The organism is Paenibacillus sp. sgz302190, from assembly GCF_059820445.1.
This window is the reverse complement of sequence record NZ_JBZYAO010000041.1, coordinates 15,286-36,453: the sequence shown is the minus strand read 5'-3', so window position 1 is coordinate 36,453 and position 21,168 is coordinate 15,286. Positions and strand designations below refer to the sequence as shown.

Annotated in this window: 16 protein-coding genes and 1 pseudogene; 3 read left to right on the top strand and 14 right to left on the bottom strand. The window is 52.7% G+C overall.

Going from position 1 to position 21,168, the window contains the following annotated elements; genetic code table 11:
- Window positions 1-6: 6 nt before the first annotated feature.
- Together AC6RNO_RS30475 and AC6RNO_RS30470 are read right to left on the bottom strand one after the other, a co-directional pair.
- On the bottom strand, window positions 7-2,193 hold the full coding sequence (locus AC6RNO_RS30475; protein WP_474680378.1) for a RelA/SpoT family protein: 2,187 nt from the start codon (window positions 2,191-2,193) through the stop codon (window positions 7-9).
- Window positions 2,194-2,356: 163 nt separating this feature from the next.
- Entirely contained in the window at window positions 2,357-2,935 is a 579-nt protein-coding gene (locus tag AC6RNO_RS30470; protein WP_497107804.1) for a TetR/AcrR family transcriptional regulator C-terminal domain-containing protein, read from the bottom strand.
- Between the two features lie 194 nt (window positions 2,936-3,129).
- On the opposite strand from AC6RNO_RS30470, the gene AC6RNO_RS30465 reads away from it, so the two are divergent.
- Window positions 3,130-4,086, top strand: coding sequence for a 2-dehydropantoate 2-reductase N-terminal domain-containing protein (locus tag AC6RNO_RS30465; RefSeq protein ID WP_497107803.1), 957 nt, complete (start codon window positions 3,130-3,132; stop codon window positions 4,084-4,086).
- Window positions 4,087-4,809: 723 nt separating this feature from the next.
- Here the strand turns inward: AC6RNO_RS30465 and AC6RNO_RS30460 are convergent.
- The 6 genes from AC6RNO_RS30460 to AC6RNO_RS30435 all read right to left on the bottom strand — a co-directional run bounded on the left by AC6RNO_RS30460 (window position 4,810) and on the right by AC6RNO_RS30435 (window position 11,521).
- Window positions 4,810-5,322, bottom strand: coding sequence for an adenine phosphoribosyltransferase (locus AC6RNO_RS30460; RefSeq protein WP_474680381.1), 513 nt, complete (start codon window positions 5,320-5,322; stop codon window positions 4,810-4,812).
- Complete coding sequence (gene recJ, locus AC6RNO_RS30455) at window positions 5,319-7,763, bottom strand: single-stranded-DNA-specific exonuclease RecJ (RefSeq protein WP_497107802.1); 2,445 nt, start codon at window positions 7,761-7,763, stop codon at window positions 5,319-5,321. The genes AC6RNO_RS30460 and recJ overlap by 4 nt, the downstream gene beginning before the upstream one ends.
- 44 nt (window positions 7,764-7,807) lie before the next feature.
- Entirely contained in the window at window positions 7,808-8,761 is a 954-nt protein-coding gene (locus AC6RNO_RS30450) for a cation diffusion facilitator family transporter (protein WP_488434570.1), read from the bottom strand.
- Window positions 8,762-8,842: 81 nt separating this feature from the next.
- A complete protein-coding gene (secF, locus tag AC6RNO_RS30445; protein WP_497107801.1) occupies window positions 8,843-9,766 on the bottom strand; it encodes a protein translocase subunit SecF in 924 nt (307 codons plus the stop codon).
- Window positions 9,756-10,988 carry a protein translocase subunit SecD gene (secD, locus tag AC6RNO_RS30440; RefSeq protein WP_474680693.1) on the bottom strand — a complete coding sequence of 411 codons (1,233 nt, stop codon included), beginning with the start codon at window positions 10,986-10,988 and terminating at the stop codon, window positions 9,756-9,758. Before secD ends, secF begins: the two co-directional genes overlap by 11 nt.
- Window positions 10,989-11,119: 131 nt before the next feature.
- A complete protein-coding gene (locus AC6RNO_RS30435; RefSeq protein ID WP_497107800.1) occupies window positions 11,120-11,521 on the bottom strand; it encodes a post-transcriptional regulator in 402 nt (133 codons plus the stop codon).
- Window positions 11,522-11,692: 171 nt separating this feature from the next.
- Here AC6RNO_RS30435 and AC6RNO_RS30430 point away from each other — a divergent pair.
- Window positions 11,693-13,364 (top strand): annotated as a pseudogene (locus AC6RNO_RS30430) (putative polysaccharide biosynthesis protein).
- A gap of 9 nt (window positions 13,365-13,373) precedes the next feature.
- Here the strand turns inward: AC6RNO_RS30430 and AC6RNO_RS30425 are convergent.
- Both AC6RNO_RS30425 and AC6RNO_RS30420 read right to left on the bottom strand, forming a co-directional pair.
- Window positions 13,374-14,054, bottom strand: coding sequence for a DUF421 domain-containing protein (locus tag AC6RNO_RS30425; protein WP_474680386.1), 681 nt, complete (start codon window positions 14,052-14,054; stop codon window positions 13,374-13,376).
- 129 nt (window positions 14,055-14,183) lie between these two features.
- Window positions 14,184-15,521: an ArsB/NhaD family transporter gene (locus AC6RNO_RS30420; RefSeq protein ID WP_474680387.1), complete on the bottom strand. Its 1,338-nt coding sequence runs from the start codon at window positions 15,519-15,521 to the stop codon at window positions 14,184-14,186.
- 97 nt (window positions 15,522-15,618) lie between these two features.
- On the opposite strand from AC6RNO_RS30420, the gene AC6RNO_RS30415 reads away from it, so the two are divergent.
- Complete coding sequence (locus tag AC6RNO_RS30415) at window positions 15,619-16,008, top strand: TIGR04086 family membrane protein (protein ID WP_474680388.1); 390 nt, start codon at window positions 15,619-15,621, stop codon at window positions 16,006-16,008.
- A 76-nt stretch (window positions 16,009-16,084) separates the two neighbouring features.
- Here the strand turns inward: AC6RNO_RS30415 and yajC are convergent, their stop codons facing one another.
- From yajC to AC6RNO_RS30395, 4 genes are all read right to left on the bottom strand, one after another.
- Window positions 16,085-16,402: a preprotein translocase subunit YajC gene (gene yajC / locus AC6RNO_RS30410; protein WP_474680389.1), complete on the bottom strand. Its 318-nt coding sequence runs from the start codon at window positions 16,400-16,402 to the stop codon at window positions 16,085-16,087.
- Between the two features lie 15 nt (window positions 16,403-16,417).
- On the bottom strand, window positions 16,418-17,554 hold the full coding sequence (gene tgt, locus AC6RNO_RS30405) for a tRNA guanosine(34) transglycosylase Tgt (RefSeq protein ID WP_474680390.1): 1,137 nt from the start codon (window positions 17,552-17,554) through the stop codon (window positions 16,418-16,420).
- 96 nt (window positions 17,555-17,650) lie between these two features.
- Window positions 17,651-18,715, bottom strand: a complete 1,065-nt coding sequence (queA, locus tag AC6RNO_RS30400) for a tRNA preQ1(34) S-adenosylmethionine ribosyltransferase-isomerase QueA (protein WP_497107799.1) — start codon at window positions 18,713-18,715, stop codon at window positions 17,651-17,653.
- A gap of 10 nt (window positions 18,716-18,725) precedes the next feature.
- Complete coding sequence (locus AC6RNO_RS30395) at window positions 18,726-20,972, bottom strand: SpoIID/LytB domain-containing protein (protein WP_497107798.1); 2,247 nt, start codon at window positions 20,970-20,972, stop codon at window positions 18,726-18,728.
- Window positions 20,973-21,168: the final 196 nt, after the last annotated feature.

Here is a 21,168-nt window from a genome sequence, read left to right as displayed (position 1 = left end):
ACTCTCCTAAGTTTGCATAATTCGCTGGACGGAATAAACGTCCTTGACGCGTTTGATTTTTTCCACGACCGACTGCAGATGGTCGATATTTTTGATCAAAATGGTCATGTGGATCGTCGCCATTTTGTTTTTGTCCGAACGGCCCGATACCGCGGATATCATCGTTTTGCTTTCCGAGACGGCCTGCAGCACTTCGTTGAGGAAACCGCGGCGGTCATGTCCGGTAATCTCGATTTCCACATTAAAATTGGATTCGACGGCCTCGGCCCATTCCACCTCAATGACGCGTTCCTCTTCGCCCATGCTGTTAGGAATGTTCAAGCAATCCTGACGGTGAACGGACACCCCGCGGCCGCGCGTAATATAGCCGATAATGGAATCGCCGGGCACCGGATTGCAGCAGCGCGCGAACCGTACAAGCAGGTTGTCTACGCCTTTGACGCGTACGCCGTTGGTCGGACGCCCTTTGCGCTCGTTTTGCGGCTGCGCCTTCACTTCTTTGACCTCGCCGGTCAGCTGCAGCGACTGCGCTTCCTCGGCTTCCTTGCGCAGCTTCTCCGTCAGCTTCGTGCAAATTTGCGCCGCTGTAATGCCGCCGAAGCCGACTGCCGAAAGCATATCTTCAATGTCGTTAAAATTGTATTTTTTCGCGGCTTCCAGCAGCTTGTCGTCGCTCATGAGCGTCGGAGGATCGATAGCCAAGCGCTTCAGCTCGCGCTCGATCATCTCCTTGCCTTTTTCCACGTTCTCCTCGCGCTTCTCTTTTTTGAACCACTGCTTGATCTTGCTGCGGGCGTGCGAGGATTGAGCGATTTTTATCCAGTCCTGGCTGGGGCCGTACGAATGTTTGGAAGTTAAAATTTCGACAATATCGCCGGTTTTCAGCTTATGGTCCAGCGGTACGATCCGCCCGTTCACCTTGGCCCCGATCGTCCGGTTGCCGACTTCCGTATGGATGCGGTAGGCAAAATCGAGCGGCACCGATCCCGCCGGCAATTCGATGACTTCGCCTTTCGGCGTAAAGACAAAAACAAGGTCGGAGAAGAAATCCATTTTCATGGATTCCATAAATTCCGAAGCGTCGCTTGTCTCCTGCTGCAGCTCAAGAATTTCTCTGAACCAGTTCATCTTGTCTTCGAACGTGCCCGACGGCACCACAGAGCCGCCTTCTTTATATGCCCAGTGCGCGGCGATCCCGAATTCGGACGTTTTGTGCATTTCCCATGTGCGGATCTGCACTTCCAGCGGCTCGCCTTTCGGCCCGATCACCGTCGTATGCAAAGACTGGTACATATTGGGCTTGGGCATCGCGATATAGTCCTTGAAACGGCCCGGCATCGGCTTCCACAACGTATGGATGATGCCGAGCGAGGCGTAGCAATCCTTGATATTATCGACAATGACCCGCAACGCCATCAGATCGTAAATCTCATTGAACTGCTTGCCGCGGGAGCTCATCTTTTTGTAAATGCTGTACAAATGCTTGGGGCGCCCGGAAATGTCCCCCTGAATGCCCATTTCTTCGAGCTTTTCCTTAATGCTCTGAATAACGTTCTCGATGTACTGCTCCCGCTCCGCGCGCTTCTTCTGCATCAGGTTCACGATCCGGTAATACTGCTGCGGGTTCAAATAACGGAGAGCAATGTCCTCCATCTCCCATTTGATCGTCGAAATCCCGAGCCGGTGCGCAATGGGGCAAAAAATTTCCAGCGTTTCCTCCGCAATGCGCCGCTGACTTTCTTCCGACTGGTACTTGAGTGTGCGCATGTTGTGAAGACGGTCGGCAAGCTTGATCAAAATGACGCGGATGTCCTGCGCCATGGCAACGAACATTTTGCGATAATTTTCGTTCTGTTGCTCTTCCTTCGACTTGAATTTGATTCTCTCCAGTTTGGTCAATCCGTCAACCAGCATTGCGCATGTTTTTCCGAATTTATCGAGAACGGCCTCCAAAGAAACCGTCGTATCTTCTACGACATCATGAAGCAGCGCTGCAATGATGGAGGTCACGTCCATCTGCATGTTGACCAAAATTTCAGCAACAGCCAAAGGATGCAGAATGTAGGGTTCCCCCGATTTGCGCACTTGGCCGTGATGGGCTTCATCGGCAAACTCGTAGGCCTCCCGAATCCGCTGCAAATCATTCTCCTTCAGATAGGTGGCGGCCTTCTCCAGCAGCAGCTCTATACCCATTCATCTACCCATTCCCTTTAGTCGATTTTTATTCATTATGCCTTCAAGGCAGGCTCCGCGTCAACTGCCCGCCGGCTTACTTTCGACAAAACACGGTCTTTTCTCGCAAACCTTTCACATTTCGAATAAGCAAGACAGGGAGTATTTAGAAATTTTACTAGTATCAGCACGATATACCTAATTTATCAAAGGATAAAGCTTCCGAAGGTGCGGTTTCGCGTTGAGATCGGGGTATCATCTGATTAAGCTCAAGCAGCCGCCATAACTTTTCCGTAATCTCTGCTGCAGAACAGGGCATTGTGTGCATAAACCACCATTCAATCACTCCGGCAACCGCCGAGCTCAAAAATTGCACTAAAATGTCCTTGCTCAGGTCATCCAGATTCAAATGGTTTTTAATTTGTTCCCGTATTCCCTTTTTTATTAATTCTTGCAAATGGTTTGTAAAGGAAGGAACGCCTCTGTTCGTTAAAAAAGTTCTGTAAAAAAGAGCATTCTTCTCCATTTGTTCAAATGTGCGGAGCAATGAATCCTTCGAGAGATAAGTCTCTGTTTCGTCCACCGGCAAGCAGCTTTCGATTAGTTGTCCCAGTTGAGTCTCCAAGCATTTATCCAATAGATCGTATTTATCCGAATAATGCGAATAAACGGTGCCCCGGTTTACATCGGCACGCTCGGCGATTTCGTTAATCGTTATTTTTTCAAAATCTTTTTCCGCCATCAGATGAATGAACGCCTTCATAATGGCTGCTTGGTTTTTTTTTACTCTTCTGTCCATCGAGATACCCCTTTAATTGAACAATGGATTGTAATCTGTTGAAAAACCAACATTACCGATAAGATTAACGATTGAAGCATGTTTGGAAAGCTGATAGTCTGATTATATTGAACAAATGGTTAAAAAACAACAATCGTAAAAAAAGGAGTGCGTATACCTTGAGAATATTAGTTTACGGCGCGGGAGTTTTAGGCAGTTATCTTGCTCATGCCTTGGTACGTGGGAGTAGCAATGAAGTAACGGTGCTCGCCAGAGGGAAGCGAGCTGAGCAGTTGCAAAAAGACGGGCTCGTCATTCGCCATTATTTTCAGCGAAAAACTACTGTCGATGAAGTAAAAGTAATCCAAACACTTCAACCGGATGATAGTTACGATCTCATTTTTGTTGTTATGAAATACAATGATTTCCTGTCAGTACTGCCGATTTTGGCAAAAAACCAGAGCCGTAATATTGTCCTTGTCGGCAATAATACCGATGCCCGCGAAATGCAAATTTTTCTGCAGGAAAATAGCCTCGTTAACAAACATGTAGTCTTCGGGTTTCAACTTAGCGGAGGAGTCAGAGAAGAGAGCGGTCGCATTATCTGCATACGCGGCGGTGGACATATGGTACTTGGCAGCCTATACGGTGAGATCCCATTTCAACATTTGCTGGAAAATGCTTTCAAACATGCTAAGTATACATTAACTTATCATGAAGATATGGACGCTTGGCTTAAAAGTCATATCGTTCCTATTGTGCCTTTAAACTCCATTGGCTATCTTTACGACGGTGATTTAAAGCGGGCAGCCAAGGACAAAAAGCTATTAAAGCAAGCTATATCAGCGGTGGACGAAGGGTTTCAGGTGTTGGAAAAATTGGGTTATACGATCACTCCTGCAAGCCAAGTTAAATGGATTCGTAAGCATAAACACGGTGTATATTATGGTTTAAAACTGCTGCATAATTTACCGTTTATGAAATTTGTGGTTGGATCTTTCGGCGAAATTGCAGCTTTGTTTGAATCGTTCAATAAGTTGAAGCTGCAATCAAACATTGCGACTCCCCATTGGGACGAAATTGAAAAACAAGCGGTTTCCAAGTTTAATTTAAATGCGCGGCAGTCCGAGGCTTGATGTTCGTTTCACATCAGCCCCGTTGTAACCGGGAATTCTTGCACAAATCGAAGCCTTTCCGTCAAACGAACCGTTTCCCTCGAAAAAGACTGCACAAGCCGGAGAGCATTGAGAAGTTCATCTGCTTAAGCTGACGGATCTACTTGCAGCAACAGGCTGCGGCCGAAAAACCTGCAAAAATACATCTTTTTGCCTGCGGATACGCTTGCAGCGAAAAATTCCTGCAAATCTGCAGGCTTTTTTGCTGCTGCAGTAGGTACAAGCCCATTTTGCTTGAAATTCCTGCACAATTGCAGGCTTTTCCGCCAAACGAGACATTTCCTTGGAAAAAGCCTGTACTTTTGCAGGTTTTTTGGTTAATCGGGGACAGCAGAGGGGCTACCGAGGAGCTGGCGATTACTGCCAAGGATTTCCAAGGACTTTCGAAGGCTGCAGAGGACTGCCAAAGTCTGCCGCCGCCAAAGACTGCCAAGGACTTCCGGAGACTTCCAAGGACCGCCGAGGGCTGCCAAGTCGATCAAAGAACCACCTCCGCATTTTCCATATATTGTAACAGAGGCTAAATCTTCGCCGCGCACGGTTCCCGGCGCGCAGTGGGTATTGCATGACGGTCAACCACATGCCCCCTGTTTGGAGCTTGTTCCGGCCTTTGCCTGGTCAACAATTTTAAAGGGGCTGCCCCTAAGGCCATATGTGACCTTTTTGGGACAACCCCTCGTATGATTAATATTGTACCAACGAAACGACGTCGATACCGCCCAGCTTCTCTCTGCCGTCCAGGTAGGACAGCTCGATCAGGAACGCGGCTCCGACGATGTCTCCGCCAAGCTGCTTGATCAAGTCGATCGAAGTTTGAATCGTGCCGCCCGTTGCGAGCAGGTCATCGGCAATAAGCACTTTTTGACCTGGCTTGATAGCGTCCTGGTGCATAGCCAGCTTGTCCTTGCCGTACTCCAGGGCGTAATCCGCCTCAATCGTATTCCCCGGAAGCTTGCCGCTTTTACGGATCGGCACAAAGCCGACGCCCAGCGCGTAAGCCAGCGGAGCACCGACAACAAAACCGCGCGCCTCCGGGCCGGCAATGACGTCGATCTGCTTATCGGCCACCAGTTGTTTTATTTGGTCGATCGCCTCTTTGTAGACGGCTCCGTTTTGCAGCAAGGTGGTAATGTCCTTGAAGCTAATTCCCGGCTGCGGAAAATCCGGAATGACGCGAATATACTCTTTAAAATTCATACGATCTCCTCCACTGCTTGTTTATCATTGTTCAATTGCTCCACGATCCACTGCTCGAGCTCTTTGGCCGAGGAATACAAAATGATCGATTCCACTTCCTGGCGGTGCAATTTGTCCTGGTAAAGCCTGGACGACCCCAGGTCTTTTTTGTCCGGGGACGGCTGCAGCTTTACGATGCCGCCTGTCCGCTCAAGAAAGCCCAGTTCTTCGAATACGGAAAAAATAAATTCGATCATGGCCGGCGAAAGCCCTGTGCGCTTGCTTAACGACTGCATGAAGCGCTGGTCCTGCGCATTCAACGGCCCATGCTTCTGCAAAGTGCCGTACAGCAGCTTGAACATGTCACGCGAAGGCATGGCCCCGCCATGCTGCTGTCCAAGCTCCGCAAAAACGGCGTAGCAGCGCATCATACCCGGGCTTTGCCGCAGTAAACGCTTGAAGCCCGCGATGCTTCGCGGAGCTGAATATAGCACAATATCCTGCATACGGGCAAACTGCAAGCCCGCCGCCTGCTCATTACCCGGCACCACCGTGCCTGAGCGCTGAAGCATCCAGAGAGGGTAATTCCACCCGGCCTGCACGGCCGCAGAAGCCAAGTCGGCTTCGTCAAACAACACTATAGCCGGCGGCACGATGCCGTCGCTCGCCCCGGGCATGTCGGCGAGAGAGCTCGCAAGCGCGGACAGCTTCGATTCCATCTGCTGCGCTCCGCGCCAGTCGAACAGCTGGATATGCGGCACCCGCAAATCCTGCATCACGATCTGCGGCTTGCGCACTCCGTTCCACTCGTTGACGGAAAGCTCGCCCAGCACGTCGATGCGCGAAGTCGGCGCAATAAGGCTGCTCAGGCTTCCTTTGCCGAAGCCGACAGCTTCCACGGACCGGCTGACCTCGTCCTCCGTTTGCGAAAGCGCAAGCTTCAGATGCTGCTTTTCTTTGCCCATCGTGCGGATTTCGCCGAGCGTCAAATCCGTGAAAACGAACCTTGGCGCCGGGTTCCCCATGCCGAACGGCGCCAGCTTGCCAAGCTGCTCGATGCTCGCTATCGGCACGCTTTGCAGGCTGCATTCGCTGTCCGCTTTGAGCAGCGGGATGAAATCCTGCTCCGTGAGCCATTCTCCGGCAAGCTGGTTCAGCTTCCGGGAGAACGCTCCGACGTCGCTGCGGTTCAAGCTCATGCCGGCCGCAGCCTGATGGCCGCCGTAATGGTCAAGCCACTCCCGGCAAGCCGTCAGCGCCTTGTACATATCGAATCCGGCTATGGAGCGCGCCGAACCTTTGGCGATTCCCGTCAGCGGGTCGATGCTGAGAACGAGTGCAGGCCTGTAATGCTTCTCGACGATTTTGGAAGCGACGATTCCCACTACGCCCACGTTCCATTCTTCCTTCGCAACTACAATGACTTTATCCAGCCCTTGGCTGCGCTGCTCCTCCGCCATGGCCATCGCTTCGGCCGTCATGTCCTCCACGATGCGCTGGCGCTCTTTGTTGAGCATGTCCAGTTCAAAGGCGATATGCTCGGCTTCCTGCTCCGCATCGGTCGTCAACAGCTTCACCGCATCGTCCGCGCATTCCAGCCGCCCGCTCGCATTAATGCGCGGCGCCAGGGAAAAGCCGATATGCGAAGCCGTCACTTCCTTCCGCTCGATGCCCGAGACGCCGAGCAGCGCCCGGATGCCGACATAAGCGGAAGCTTGCATGCGTTCGAGCCCCCATTTGACGATCAAACGGTTCTCGCCGGTTAACGGCATCAAATCGGCGACCGTGCCGATAGCCGCAAACTCCAGCAGCTCTTCCGGCAAACGTCCAAGAAGAGCGTGAGCTAACTTGAAGGCGACTCCGACGCCGGCCAAATGCTTGTATGGGTACGGACAGTCCGGCTTTTTCGGATTTATAACGGAAAGTGCGTCAGGCAGTACTTCAGGCGGTTCGTGATGATCGGTTACGATAACATCCATGCCAAGCTCCTGAATATACTGTACTTCATCCACGGCGCTAATGCCAGTGTCCACCGTAATGATAAGCGAGACGCCCTGCTCCTTGGCTTTGTCGATCGCGCTGCGGTTCAAACCGTAGCCTTCCCGGATGCGGTGGGGAATATATGTATCGAAGCGGGCGCCAAGCCCTCTGAGCAGATGCACCATCAACGAGGTGCTGCTCACTCCGTCGGCGTCGTAATCGCCGTATACACGTATGAATTCACCCCGGGCGAGCGCCCGGTGAATACGATCGACTGCCGGACGCATGCCGTCCAGCAAAAAAGGATCGTGAAAATGTTCTTTGCCGCCGCTTAAAAAAAGTTCGGCCTCTTCCGCGGTTCGTATATCCCGGAGAACAAGAAGCCGGGCGACAAGCGGATCTATGTTCAAATCGCGAATGAAAGTTTCAACAAGAGCTTCCTCCGCTTTGCCGATATTCCATCTCGCCTTTGGCGCTAGCACCGTCGTTCCCTCCCCGTGTGCTTGCTTCGCAAGCGTCAATTCTGTCAATGAATAACATTCGAATGGGCTCCCTGCTCCGATTCCACACTGTTCTTGTAAGGATACCCGGGATCATACGGATTCACATGCACGAACACGTCCGCAACGTGAATAAACCGTTTCATCAATTGCTGCTTGACGTTTCGGGCGATATCGTGTCCTTCCAGAACGGAAATTCGCGGGTTCACGCTGATCTTCGCATCGACCACGACGTAATGGCCATGCTCTCTGGCCCGCAAATCGTCAACGGTGATTACGCCTTTTATACGCTGCACGGCGGCGATCAGATCAGCGGCATCCTCGCGATGCAAAACGCGGTCAACCGTTTTGCGGACAGCCTCGTTCAGCAGTCTGTATCCCATTCTGAGCACCAGCAGGGATATGAACAAGCCTGCCGCCGAATCCAAATAAAACAACGCAGGCAAGGCGATTTGCGATCCCAACACCGCCAGCAGCACGCCAAGAGACGCCGCAAGGGACGAATATACGCTTGAGCGATGTGTTTCCGCTTGCGCCAACAATGCCCGCGAACCCAGGCTTTTCCCCAGCCTGCGCTTATAATAATACAAAATTTCGTTTACGGCTAATGAAATGACGATAGCGATGAGCGCATACGATTTCGGCGGATGCTCCGCCCCGTTCCACAGCGCCTTAACCGCAGACACCGCAATCTCCGCTCCGACGACAAGAATGAAAACGGAAACGATTACGGACGCAATGGTTTCCGTTTTGTTATGTCCGTAAATATGATTGTCATCGGACCCCGGCCTGGCTGCGCGGAACCCGGCCCGCTCGGCAATGGACCCGGCAGCGCCGGAGGCGGAGTGCGCCGCGTCGGCGATCAGCCCTGAGCTCTGCGCCATAATGCCGACAATGCCTTTTAATACGGCAAGTGCCAGAATGCCCGCGATTCCGCCCCAAGCGGCAAACTCTGCCTTTTCAAAACGCCGGTCAGTCACACCGTGCCACTCCCCTTGAAAAACCTGTTTAGACCTATGCAAAGGCCGCGCAATCGATCACGCGGCCGTTTATTAACGTTATTACGCTGCAGCTTTCTTTTTAGAACCAAGTGAATTTCTTTTAAATAAATACCATAACGAACAAGCGATGAAAATGGAGGAGTAAGCTCCGCTCGCCAGACCGATCAGCTTGGCAAGGGCAAACAGCTTGATCGATACGCTGCCGAAAACATACAGACAGCCTGCTGCGACGAGTACGACGAGCACCGTATTGATGTTCCGCGCCATTGTCTGCCAAATACTGTCGTTGACGAGATTTACCAGATCCTCGTCCGTCTTCAGCTTGGCAAAGCGGAGGTTTTCGCGGATCCGGTCGAAAATAACGATTTTATCGTTGATCGAGTAACCGATCGTCGTCAGCACCGCCGCAAGAAAGGGCAGATTCACTTCCATACGGAAAATGGCGAATACCGCGATAACGATGAGGGCGTCATGGAGAATGGCGATAATCGCCGCAAGCGCGAACCGCCACTCAAATCGGATGCTCACATAGACGCAGATGAGTATGCTCGCAATCCCTATGGCATATCCGGCCTTAATGAGCAGCTCTTTGGCCAACTGCGGGTCAACCGTATTGATTTCCTTGGAAACTTCGCCGCCGTAAGCATTGACAAAGGCGCTATGAATTTTGTTGACCGCATCATCACTGAGCACGTCGTCAAAGCGGATCGAGACGCGGTCGTTATTGTTGCCGCCGATCGTCGGCTCGGCGTATCTTGATTTTACGTCGCCGCTTGCCGACAACTGGCCGAGAATTTCGCTGACTTTGGCCTTGTCGACCGTTTTGCCGACGACCAGGTCGATGTTCGTTCCCGCTTTAAAATCGACGCCGAAATTCATTCCCGAAATTAACATAATCACTATACCCGCAATCAGGATTAAAGCCGAAACGGCAAAAAACTTGTTGCGATTTTTAACAAAATCGTATTGTTTCTTAAAGCTCACGTATGTCCGCCTCCTTAACGCCGAAATAGCCCGGCTTCTTGAGCAGGTTGCCTCGAACAATCAGATGCAACAGCCATCTGGAGAGGATAACGTTCGTTGCGATACTGATAATGATACTGATCATGTTAATGACGGCGAATCCGCGGATAGCCCCGTTACCAACATAGTAAAGTACGATTCCGGCAATCAGGTTGGTTACGTTCGCGTCCATAATCGTCCGGAAGGAATGCTTCGAACCCGATTTTAACGATGACAGAACGCTTTTGCCGGAGCGGATTTCTTCCCTGATTCTCTCATATGTAATGATGTTCGCATCGACCGCTATGCCTACCCCGAGCACCAATGCGGCAATACCCGGCAATGTGAGGGTCGCGTTCATAAAGTCGAAAACGGCCAAAAGCACCCATATATAAGTAATCAGTGTAAACGCCGCTACGAGACCCGGAACGCGGTAATAAATGACCATGAAGAGGAAAATCAGCACGGAGGCGATCAAGCCTGCAAGCGCAGTTTGATGCAGCGAAGCTTTCCCTAATGTAGCGTCTACGCGTTGAATGTACTTCTCCGTCAATTTAAGCGGCATTGCGCCCAGGTTGATGATCTTCGCGACTTTGGTCGCTTCCTGGATGTTCGATTGCGTAATGATCGCGGAGTCGCTGTCGATCGGATAATTAACCGACGCGGTGGACTGCAGTGCGTCGTCCAAATAAATGGACAGACTGCTGCCGACCAGCTTGGTGGTAACCTCCTTGAACTTCTCTCTGCTCTTCATCTTGATCTCGACGATCGGCTGTTTCGTGTTCGGATCGAAACTCAATTTGGCCGCATTCTCGACGAAATCGGTGCCGTTCATATAAACCGTTCCGTCCGGACCGCGGAATGTCAGTACGGCCGGTTTGGACATCAGGCTCCTGACCTCGTCCTCATTTTGCACACCGGCTAACCGGACGCGGATACGGTCGGTTCCTTCCGGGTAAACTTCGGGCTCGGCGACGCCGAGACTGTCCGCGCGCTTGGCCAGGCTCTCCGCGGCCTGCGACAGCGTTTCCTTTGTCAAGGGCTGACCTGCAGTCAAAGGCTCCGCTGTGTAGAGGATTTCGAAACCGCCCTTTAAATCCAGTCCAAGCTTGATTCGATCGACTAATGAGGGACTCGTTGCGGCGATAGCGCCGAGCACGATGACCACCGTCAAAAAGAAGATCGAAATTCTTTTCCAATCCAGCATTCTTGCTTGTCTCCCTTCCATACTCAATATTCCTATTATACTCAGGCTCGAAAAACGAGTCAATTTACGTCATTTTGTGTAATTTGCGTAAATTATGATCCGTTCATGCAAAAAAATAAGGCCTCTCGTCACAATTGGGCCCCTTTAAAAACGCTCAACGTCATCCAGTTCATAAACTGCGTGGATTTGAGCGACAGTATGTCGTTTACAATTTGGTAAAGCGGCGGCAATCCTGTTTTGCGGTACTTGTCGCTTACACACTCCCATATATCCTGGCCGGTCACGTGTTCATAGCCTAGCATCCGGAACTCCTCGACTTTGCTCAGGCACAAGCTCTCGATGACCTCGCTCAATTCCTCGTCCGACATCGTATCGGCTTCATCGCCTATCGTATCGTACGCCTCCTCGCCTTCCGCGTCTGCCGGCAATTCGCCGCCGTCAAGATCGGACGGCTCGGCCCGTTCCGTATCGGAAGCGCTGTCCTCTTCGCGGGCGGATGCGCTTTCCGGTTCGTTATTGTCCTGTTCCATGGGTATTTCCTCCCCTCGCCTTTGTATTCGATGGCCGTCGGCCGTATTCCTGCCCCTCCAGACCCAACATGTCCATAAAATGTTAGCATGAGCTTGGCCGATTCCCGCATATCCATAAGTATGAGTGCAAACAAGCTCATAAGTAATCATGTCGGGGAAGAAGGAATGGCATTGACCAAGCAGTCGTTTATCAAAGGAACGATGATTTTGCTAGCTGCGGGCATCATCAACCGCATACTCGGTTTTGTTCCCCGCATCACGCTCCCGCGAGTAATCGGCGCTGAGGGCGTAGGGCTCTATCAAATGGGGTGGCCGTTCCTTATAGTTGTTTTGACGATCATTACCGGCGGGATTCCGGTTGCCATCGCCAAGCTGATCGCGGAGGCGGAGGCAGAACGCAACGAAACCCGCATTCGCAGCATTTTACGCATTTCCTTGCTGCTGACTACCGGGTTAAGCTTCATTTTTACGGCCATTTGCGTAGTCTGCTCTGCGTGGATTACAACCCATCTCCTGACGGACTCACGCGTTTATTTCACGCTGCTGTGCATGAGCCCGATGATTCCGATCATCGGCGTCGCCTCCGTGTTCCGCGGCTACTTTCAGGGCAGGCAAAACATGATTCCGACGGCCGTCTCGCAAACCTCGGAAACGCTGATCCGCATCGTTATGGTGCTTGTCTGCGCTTACCTCATGCTTCCTTACGGAATCGAATACGCCGCGGCAGGCGCGATGATCGGCGTATTAGCCGGCGAGATCGGCGGGCTGTTCGTACTCGCGATGATGTTCAGAAATAGCCGCAAACACGCCTCACTCCATACTGCCAGAGCGACGATCGGGACTACCAAAACAGGCGGCCGGGTATCCAATCTCAAGCGGATTTTGCGCATATCCGTTCCTGTTACGGGCAGCAAGCTGATCGGTGCGGGGTCTTACCTGCTGGAATCGATCCTCATTGCCCAAAGCCTGGNATCTCAAGCGGATTTTGCGCATATCCGTTCCTGTTACGGGCAGCAAGCTGATCGGTGCGGGGTCTTACCTGCTGGAATCGATCCTCATTGCCCAAAGCCTGGCGCTTGCCGGCGTCACCACAGCGATTGCCACGGCCCAGTACGGCGCCCTGCAGGGGATGATTATTCCGATCATTATGCTGCCGAGCGCGCTTACGATGTCGTTGTCCGTCTCGCTGATCCCGTCGCTCAGCGAAGCGGCCGCCCGCAAAGATATGCAGACCATCCACACGCGGCTTCATCAATCGCTGCGGCTTGCGCTTGTGACCGGCGCTCCTTTTGCAGTACTCATGTTCGTCCTTGCCGAGCCAATCTGCACCTACATGTACAATCAGCCCGAAGTCGGCGTCATGCTGAAAATGATGGCTCCTATCGCCATTTTCATTTATTTTCAGGCGCCGCTGCAATCGACTTTGCAAGCTTTGAACAGGCCGGGCGCCGCCCTGGTGAACTCCCTGATCGGTTCCGCGATCAAGTTAGCATTGATCTATGTGCTCGCCAGCAAGCCGGAGCTCGGCATACGCGGAGCGATTTTCGCCATCAACGTGAACATTGTGCTCGTTACGCTGCTTCACTGGAACAGCGTCGTGCGACTGCTGAAATTCCGCATGCACGGCGTCGACTTTGCCAAAGTCGTCGGGGCGATGGCGCTCTCGGGAGTTTGCAGCTACGCCGTCATGTATGCGCCCTGGACGCAAACCGATTGGCTGCGTTTTATCGTCTCCTGCCTCATCGGATTCATCATGTATTTGTTCCTGATCGTTCTTTTTCGCCTCGTGAATCAAAGCGATATGCTGCGCATGCTGAAGCTGGGCAAAAAATTTATCCGGTAATTTCCCGACTTACCGCTTCAAATCGAGAAACAGCCTGCCTCTATGGTCAATCGAACAGTAGAACACATCTTTAAAATCGGTCGTCCCTTTTGCCTGCAGCTGATTTTTAAGCCAAAATCTCGTTTTCCCTATTTTATCCAAATTTTCATCCTGCACTTTCCCGTCCATAATGAGCGGGAGAGGCAAACCTTCAAATCTGACTTGGCCTTTGCGTCCGGAATTTGCCGCATCCGGTATTTTCTTCTCTTTTTCAACGACGCTCAGCTTGCCTGACGGTTCGAGAATGGCAAACTCCACATCGGCAACGTTCATAATTTTGTTCTGCCTCAGCTGAAGCATCAGATCGTCCAGATTGTAGCGGTGCTTCCTCATCTCCTCGCGATTGATCGAGCCGTTTTCGATCAAAACGCTCGGCTTCCCGTCGAACATGATGCGGACCGTCCTGTTTTTCAGCGCGATGAACGCAATGGCCACCTGAATCAGCACCAGCGTCGCCATCGGCACCAACCCGTCCAGCAAAGGCTTGCTTGCGTCTTCAAGGACGAATACGGCGATCTCGGCGACCATGATCGAAATGACCAGATCGAACAGCGAAAGCTTCCCGATCTCCCGCTTCCCCATAATGCGGAGCATGAGAAACACGACGAAATAGATCAGCACCGTGCGTAAAAAAATGGTCAGAATATCCATTGCTTGAGCCTCCCTGTTGTAAAGCGAATGCTTTCGAAGCAAGCTTTCCTTCTCACTTCCGGAGTTCAATGGTATTCTGACCGCTGATGTGCCGCGTCATGCAAAATTTGCGTATTCAATTGTTGGCAATTAAAGCAAAAACAGCCCGATGTACCCTGTGGCGATAATCATCAATATCAAAGTAAGCGGCGCCGCGATTTTCAAATAATCCCACTGCTTAAAACCGCTGCCGTCCCGCATCGCGAGCCCCGCGGCCAGCATGCCGGTGACGGAGCCGGCAATCGTTCCGCTGCTGCCGATGGCAGCGCCCAGCGCCAAAGACCACCATAACGGCGCGATCGTGCTTCCCTCAACGGTCTGCACGAGCGCCCCTATTTCATGAAGCACTTGCCGGACCCCCGCCAAATACGGAATATGGTCGACCATAGCGGAACCGATGCCGGTCAGCCAAAAAATCAGCATGGACAAAAACGGGATGCTTCCATGGCTCAGCTCCATGGCGCGAAGGGCGAGCAGGCCGCTGATCCCCGCGTGCGTCAAACCGCCAGCCATGACAAACAGGCCGAAAAAATACAAAATTTGCGAGTCCAGCACACCCTGCCAAAGCGCCCGATAGCCTTTGTTTGTGACGATGCCGGCAACCGCTTTGTAATCCAGCGCCGTGATCAGCACTGCTCCGGCGAGAGCGGTATAAGAGGCCTTCCACCCGAGCAGTCCTTGAAGCAGCAAAGCCGCAATGAAAAGGAAAAAAATCGCGCTCCCGCCGATGACAAACGCTTTGTCCGCCAGATGCGAAGCAGGCTGCAGGCTTAGCAGCTCGCGTTTTTGCGACTCCGGAACGATCATTTTCTTGCCGTACAGCAGCCACATAGCGGCGTAAACGATGAGCAGCGAAACGATGACCAGCGGCCCCATTTTTACAACAAATTGCCACAGATTGAAATCCGCCGCCGTCCCGATCATCCGGTTCGTTACGCTCCCGGTCGACGTGGCCGCGCCGCCCAAATTGGCCGACATGACAGCCGCTATCAAAAATGGCACGGGAGACTGCTTGAGAACCCGCGCAGTGCTGAGCATAACGGGAACGATTACGGCGATGGCCATAAGGCTGTCCATAAACGCCGACGAAACGGCCGTCAGGACAGACAATCCCAGCAAAATAAATAAAGGCTTTAACCGGTATTTGCGAATAAGTGCAGCTGCCAAATAGGAGACAATTCCCGTCTTTTGAAAACCTGAAGCCAGCACAAAAAGGCTTGTTAAAAGGATGAGCGTATCCCAATCCGCGTATGTAGAAAAAGCTTTTCCGAGCGGCACAATTCCGAGCAGCAGCATTAAAAGAGCGCCGCCAAGCGCAATATACGACCTGTTCCAGCGTTCGATCAATATGCCTGCAAAAGCGGCCGCGAAAATAAGAAAAGCAGCTATGGACTGCCATAGCGCAGGTCCATGAGAAAATTCGTTCATGCACTCACTTCCTTTCTGCAAGTATGTACTAATTCTATGTGCTTGGCCATACAATGATGTTAACTAAACATCGAATATAATGAGAGGAATGGTGCATATGAACCCTATGCGAAACGTCAGCCAGGTTCGAATTACATCTCCTTTATTTTCCGGGTTAGTGTATTCATTAATTATGATGACGATCGGCACAATCGTAACATCGCTGCTGCTGTTTCTTACCAGCACGCAGGAGAGCGCCCTGCATACTTTGACGACAATCATTCACGGCGTCTCCCTGTTTATCGGCGGCTGGGTGTCCGGCAAAAGAGCCGGCAACAAAGGCTGGTATTACGGAGGCATGCTCGGTCTCATCTACTTCCTGATCATTTTTCTGGTAGGATTTCTTGCGTTCGACGCCGGATTGAACTTGCAATCGCTGCAGCTGCTCGGCATATTTTTCGCGTCCGGAGCGCTTGGCGGCATGCTTGGCGTCAATACCCGCAAATAGCCCATAAGAAAAATGAAATACAGATAAATGCCATAGAAAAAGCGAGAGCCTGAGATAGGATCTCGCTTTTTTTTCACTATTCCTTCGCTGCACTCGATACGACGGAGTTGATAGCGGAACGGTCGAACGTCATCTTCGTGGCGTCGTTGACGCGCAGTACGCAAATGTCGTCCGTAATTTCCATAATCGTTCCGTGCAGACCGCCGATGGTGACGACCTTGTCCCCTTTTTTCAATGCCCCGAGCATCATGTTGCGAGTTTTTTGCCTCTTCTGCTGAGGGCGGATAAGTAAGAAATAAAGCACGACGAACATGAGCACCAGCGGCCCGTATGTATACAAGTACCCCATCGCACCGGCATCGGCTGCAGGTGCGGTTTCAGCCAACAAGAACATAGGAAACCTCCTTTCTTAAAATCCTCTTTCATTATCATTCAGCCCATACGATTCGAAAAATGCGTCGCGGAAATCGAGCAGTCGATCTTCCATAATCGCTTGTCTTACATCGCGCATGAGCTGTAATAGAAAGTGAAGGTTATGATAGGTCGTGAGCCTGATGCCGAATGTCTCGTCCGCTTTGATCAAATGGCGAATGTACGCTCTGCTGTAATTAGAGCATGTGTAGCACGAGCAGTTCGGGTCGAGCGGACCGAAATCTTCGGCATACGCAGCGTTTCTCACTACGAGTCTGCCTGAGCTGGTCATGCAGGTGCCGTTGCGCGCGATGCGCGTCGGAAGCACGCAGTCGAACATGTCGATGCCGCGGATAGCGCCTTCGATCAAGGCGTCAGGCGAGCCTACGCCCATTAAATAGCGCGGTTTATTCGCCGGAAGCAGCGGAGTCGTGTAGTTAAGCACCTCGTACATCAGATGCTTGGGCTCCCCTACGCTCAATCCACCAATAGCATACCCCGGGAAATCCATGGAAGTCAACTGCTCCGCGCTCTGCCGCCGCAAATCTTCATGCATGCCGCCCTGTACGATAGCGAACAGCCCCTGGTCTTCCGGTCTGGCATGGCTTTGCAGGCAGCGCTCCGCCCAACGGGTCGTCCGTTCCAGCGATTTTTTGATGTAATCGTACTCGGCCGGATAAGGCGGGCATTCGTCAAACGCCATCATAATGTCGGAGCCTAGCGCATTCTGGATTTCCATCGCTTTCTCCGGCGAGAGGAACAGCTTGTCCCCGTTCAGGTGCGACTTGAACTGGACGCCTTCTTCCGTAATTTTGCGGATGTCGCTCAAGCTGAACACCTGAAAACCGCCGCTGTCCGTCAGGATCGGCCTGTCCCAGTTCATGAATTTGTGCAGCCCGCCGGCCGCTTTCACAAGCTCGTGCCCGGGACGTAAAAACAGATGGTACGTGTTGCTCAAAATTATGTGAGCGTCCATCGCCTTCAATTCCTCGGGGCTCATCGTTTTCACCGTAGCCTGCGTGCCGACCGGCATAAACGCTGGCGTCTCGATGACGCCATGCGGCGTATGCACGCGCCCGAGCCTGGCGCCGGATTGCTTGCAAGTTTTGATATGTTCGTATGTCACTGCTGCCAATACTACCACTTCCTATCTTAAGTAAACATCATCTAGGAGTCTGTCCGACGGAGCTACTATTGTGCAGCCCTTTACGCGGTTCATCGGACAGACTCCTTAGTATATAAACATTGCGTCTCCGAAGCTGAAAAACCGGTACTGTTCTCTGACCGCCTCTTCATAAGCGCGCATCACATGTTCCCGCCCTGCCAATGCGCTGATCAACATGAGAAGCGTCGATTTGGGCAAATGAAAATTGGTCAGCAGCGCATCGACGGCTTGAAACTTGTAGCCGGGATAAATAAAAATGCTGGTCCAGCCGCTCGACGGCTCGATGGCCGTATGCCCGCTGCCAAGCCCGCTTGACTGAGCCGCGGTTTCAAGCGTGCGCGCCGAAGTTGTACCTACGGCAATAATACGTTTGCCATTCGATTTCGTTTCATTAATAAGCGCAGCCGTTTCGGCGGACAGCTCATAATATTCCGCATGCATCTGATGCTCTTCGATACGGTCTACCGAAACGGGGCGGAAAGTGCCCAATCCTACATGCAGCGTTACAAAAGCGGTCCGGATTCCTTTGGCGCGAAGCAAATCCAAATAAGCCGCCGTAAAATGAAGCCCCGCTGTCGGCGCAGCGGCCGAGCCTTCGTGCTTCGCATAAACCGTCTGATACCGTTCCTTCTCTGGCAGCTGCTCCTTGATATAAGGCGGCAGAGGCATCTGTCCAAGTTTATCCAATATTTCGTTAAAAATGCCCTGGTAGCGAAATTGCAGCACTCTTGCCCCCATTTCACCTTCTTCCAAAACTTCCGCGGCAAGTAAAGGCTCGTCCCCCGAGGCGAATTCTACGCCAAAATCGATGATAGCCCCCGTCTTGACCCTTTTCCCGGGCTTCACCAGAGCTTCCCAGCGGTCCTCCCCTAGAGCCTTGAGCAGCAAAATCTCGGCCTTGGCGCCCGTATCCCTCTTCACGCCAAAAAGCCGGGCTGGAATGACTCGCGTATCGTTCATCACGAGCAAATCCCCGGCTTCCAAATAGTCCGCTAGCTGTTCAAATGTGTTATGCGCGATGTTTCCCGTCGCTTTGTCGAGCGTAAGCAGCCTGGACGCCGTCCGGTTTGCAAGCGGCGTCTGGGCGATTAAAGATTCGGGCAGTTCAAAATCAAAAGCTTGTACATCCATATGTTCGCATTCATTCCTTAGTTATGGTGACTCCAATGTAGTAGGTCTGGAGTATTTGTTCATAGTCATATCCGAGCTCAGCGTAACCTTTGGCTCCCCATTGCGACATGCCAAGCCCATGCCCGTAACCGGTCCCCCAGAACATAAATTGGCTGCCTTTCACAGGTCCCGATGTGGAAAAGGATCCATTCGCCGCCGGTTGGCCCGCTCCAGCGGAAGGTGCCGGCGCCGCTTGCCCCGATGCCCCGATTGCGATAATATCGGACTTGCTCACCTCGGCAGGCTTCGTCTGTCCGCCCGAAAGCACAAAAATAGAGCTTGAAGCTTTGTCGCCGCCATTGTCCGTACTGCTCGCTCCGGCTATCGATACGCTTGCCGAAGACGGGGTCCGGGCCGATGGAACGGCCGGAGGAACAATTGAAGTATTACCAGTATAACTTCCCGGTAATCCAATTTCAAACCGCGTGCTCGGAAGTCCGCCCAAAGCGTTTCTGAGCGCATCGGGATAAGCCACTTTTACTACTTGGCCGTTCGCCTTCAGCTCGGTCACCCGCCCGGAAGGCCCGCGCTTGGAAATTTCCAAAGACTGGAGAGGACCGTCGATCGCAACTCCCACAGCCGCCAGTTTGCTTTTGAGTGTCTCCGCGTCATACGGTCCGCGCACCCAGGAATAGGCGTTGGATTCCGTCTGCCGGCCCACGACCGCCACTTTTTCCTTGGCGTCAAGCTGATCGATCGAAGGATTGGCCGTATTGTCTACATACGGAGCTAATCTTACATTGACAGCCGATTCGGTTGCTTCGTAGACAGCTGCGCCTTCCGCATTTTTTTGCCCCGTATCCTTCAAATACTTCGAGTGCACGTATCCGGTTTTACCGCTTGCCAGCTTCACCCGATACCACACCGCTTTGCCGCTGGCCGCCCCGTCGTCAGGACTCGGCACGCTGCGCAAATATGGAACGGGGTTGCCCCATACTTCCGAAGGGTCCGCCGTCATTCCCCCAGCATTGGATGAAAATACAGGAGTGATAAGGTTGTGCTTGTCGTCAACAAGCACCTCATCCTTGGTCGCATCGACAGCCTGCAGAGCTCCGGGAAACTCGCGATCCATGCCATAATAAGCCTGATCCATTGTGGAATCGCTCACTTGGGCGATCTCGTACTTGGCGCCCTGCTTGATTGCAAATGTACGCGCAGCTACAGCCTGCGCCTTCAAAGCTTCGGCCGGCCAGCTCGAATTCAGCTCCGTGCCGACGACGGAGTACAGGTACTGTTCGAGCGGCAGCTCGTTAATCACGGCCAGCTTGTCATGGTAGGCGCTCAGCTCCATATCTCCGCGGTAGCTTCGGCCTGCCCGCTCTTTGACGGTGATTCCCGCTTCTTTGGGATGAATCAGCGTTTTTTGCCCTCCTGCACCGGCTGCAAAATGAGGTACCGCTTGCACGCCGGACGAGGCAACTGTCACGTCCGATCTGCGGAGCAAATACGCGGCATTCGTATTCGCGTTCTGGAGCGGAACGCCCGGCACGGCTTGAAGCGCTTGCTGCTTCACGGCCTCCAACTGCTCAGCCGTCGCTTCGCCGCCCAGCCAGACGCCATACTGGACCTTGCCCGCTGCATCTTCCTGCAGGGCAAGGTCCGCAGTGAGCCCCGCCTGCCAATAGGCGGCCGCCTGCCCAAGAGCCGCCGCTTCCGTAGGGTACGTCCCGGCGCTCAGATGCAGCGGGCCGGTGAGCGCAGGCTGCGCAGCCTGCGTCAATGCACCGACGCCTGCATCTTTCAGCGCCTTCAGCTTGGCTCCTTCAGCCTCTTCTTTGGAGGCGTAGCTGCCGAGGAAAACCTGAAAAACGGTTTTCCCTTGTTTTGACCTGCTGAGGGTGTAAGCGTCCTCCTTCATCGCCAGCAATTTCGCTTGCAGCGCCCCAGCCGCAGCAAAATCGGGCGTTTCCAGCATTTTCACGCTGTACTGATCCAAGGAAGCGCGAATTTCCGCCTGATTGGGCAGCGCAACCCAAGTGTGCGTTCCGCCGCCGCTGCGGATTCCGATTTCCAACCCGCTATCGGCCGACAAAGTAACGACCGGCTCAAGCACTCTGTACTTAGCCGCATCAATGAACAGCGCAACGCGGATCGTATCCAGATGGTTTACACCAGCCGCCGCGGCCGTATTTTGAAAAACAGGAGCTGTCCCTACGGTCAGCACCGTTGAAGCAATCGCAATCATCGTTGGACGGAATAGTGCTTTTCCCCACTTCATTCGACAAATGTTCCTTTCTTTCGCTCGTATTCTAGTAAGTTAGACTCTATGAAGGCGCAGAAGTTTTGTAGACGGCAAAAAAATGCCCGTTTCCGCATCTTCACGCGAGGGACGGGCATTATTGTGCAACGCCTCGAGGTTCTGTCCGAAGAACTCAGTTGAAGGTACATGCTTCGTTGCCGGAGATTCCCGCTGC